Here is a 1,848-nt window from a genome sequence, read left to right on the forward strand (position 1 = left end):
CCCAACCACCACCCCGCGCCGGCCGCCCCCCCCCCGCCCCCCCCCCCCCCCCCCCGCCCCGCCCCCCCCCCCCCCCCCCCGCTACTCCGCCGGCTGCAGCGGCTTCTGGTCGTTGTCGTTCCGCGTCTTCCAGAGCGAGTAGAAGACGCCGCCCAGGATCATCGCCAGCGTGACGCTGAGGGAGATGGCCGGGTCCACCTTCCCGAAGATCTGGTTCCAGAAGATCTTGCCGCCGATGAACACCAGCACCAGCGCCAGCGCATACTTCAGGTAGTGGAAGCGGTGCACCATGGCCGAGAGGGCGAAATACAGCGCCCGCAGGCCCAGGATCGCCATGATGTTCGCGGTATAGACGATGAAGGTGTCGGTGGTGATCGCGAAGATCGCCGGCACGCTGTCCACCGCGAAGATCAGGTCGGCGATGTTGATGATCACCAGCGCCAGGAACAGCGGCGTCGCCCACAGGATCACCCTGCCGGTCTTCGGGTCCGGCTTGCGCACGAAGAACTTCTGCCCGTGCAGCTCGTCCGTCACGCGCATCCGCTTCTTGAAGAACTTCACCACCGGGTTCTTCGAGATGTCCGGGTCGCCCTCCGGCACGACCAGCATCTTGATGCCGGTGGCGATCAGGAAGGCGCCGAAGATGTAGAGGATCCAGGAATACTCCTGCACCAGCGCCGCGCCGACGCCGATCATGATGCCGCGCAGCACGATCACCGCGATGATGCCCCAGACCAGCGCGCGATACTGGTACTTCCGCGGGATGGCGAAGAAGCTGAAGATCAGGCTGATGACGAAGACGTTGTCGATGGACAGCGCCTTCTCGATGAAGAAGCCGGTGAAATAGGTCACGCCGGCATGCAGCCCGTCCGAGGTCTCGATGTAGCCGCGGTCGAAGGCCCACCAGATCGCGCCGCCATAGAGCATCGCGAAGCCGATGTAGAAGGCCGAAAGCCAGAGGCTCTCGGCGATCCCCATCTCCTTGTCTTCCTTGTTCAGCACCCCGAGGTCGAAGGCGAGCAGGGCGATGACGATCGCGATGAAGCCCGTCCACATCCAGACAGGCTTGCCGATCCATTCGAGCGCGAGCAGTTCCATGGCGAGGCCGTTCTCCCGAACACGGCCCGGCCGGACGATGCCGGGCCCGGGCAACGTTTGCGATGCGATCCGACATCGCGGGAGCCAGGCCGGCCAGGATGGCGCGGCCGGTCCGCCAGAGGGGCCCGGATCGAGAGACGCAGATGGCGCAATCTCCGATACGGTTCAAGATGGAGGATCGGAAATTTTCCGGCCACCACGCCGTTAACCGTGGATCCGGGATTTGCCGGGCGGATTATCCGTGGCCCCCGGTTGTCTCCCGGCCCGTGCCGGGCCATCTCCCCTTTGCGCCGGACCCCAACGCGGACTAGTGTCCGGCCCCGAAGGCAACCCGGCCGGCCGAGGGCTTCCGCCCACGGACCTGCCGAATCTGGGATTGAGGCGTCGCGATGGGTTCGTTCAGCATCTGGCACTGGCTCGTGGTGCTGCTGGTCATCCTGCTGCTGTTCGGCAGCGGCAAGATCAGCGGGCTGATGGGCGACCTGGCCAAGGGCATCAAGTCCTTCAAGCAGAACATGAAGGAGGAGGACGGCAAGGACGCCTCCATGGCGGCCGACGCCGCCTCGCAGACCCCCGCCCAGCCCGCCGGCAGCATCCCGGGCCCGCAGGGCGCCCCCCAGGGCACCCACACGCAGCCGAGCCAGGGCGCCGCGAACCCGACCCGCCCGGCCGCCGGCCCGGGCGGGGGGGGGGGGGGGGGGGGGGGGGGGGGGGGGGGGGGGGGGGGGGGGGGGCGGGGGGCGCCCGGCC

General features: G+C 68.1%; 1 protein-coding gene and 1 pseudogene. One reads left to right on the forward strand and one right to left on the reverse strand.

All coding sequences use genetic code 11. The features are described 5' to 3' along the window. Positions 1 to 81: 81 nt before the first annotated feature. Positions 82 to 1,098 carry a TerC family protein gene (locus AC1MIR_RS18020; protein WP_480029578.1) on the reverse strand — a complete coding sequence of 339 codons (1,017 nt, stop codon included), beginning with the start codon at positions 1,096 to 1,098 and terminating at the stop codon, positions 82 to 84. A gap of 389 nt (positions 1,099 to 1,487) precedes the next feature. Between AC1MIR_RS18020 and tatA the strand changes: the two are divergent. Beyond that, positions 1,488 to 1,617: pseudogene (gene tatA, locus AC1MIR_RS18025) on the forward strand (twin-arginine translocase TatA/TatE family subunit); the annotation flags it as partial. Positions 1,618 to 1,848 lie beyond the last annotated feature (231 nt).

Source organism: Falsiroseomonas sp. RANM36, from assembly GCF_056682175.1.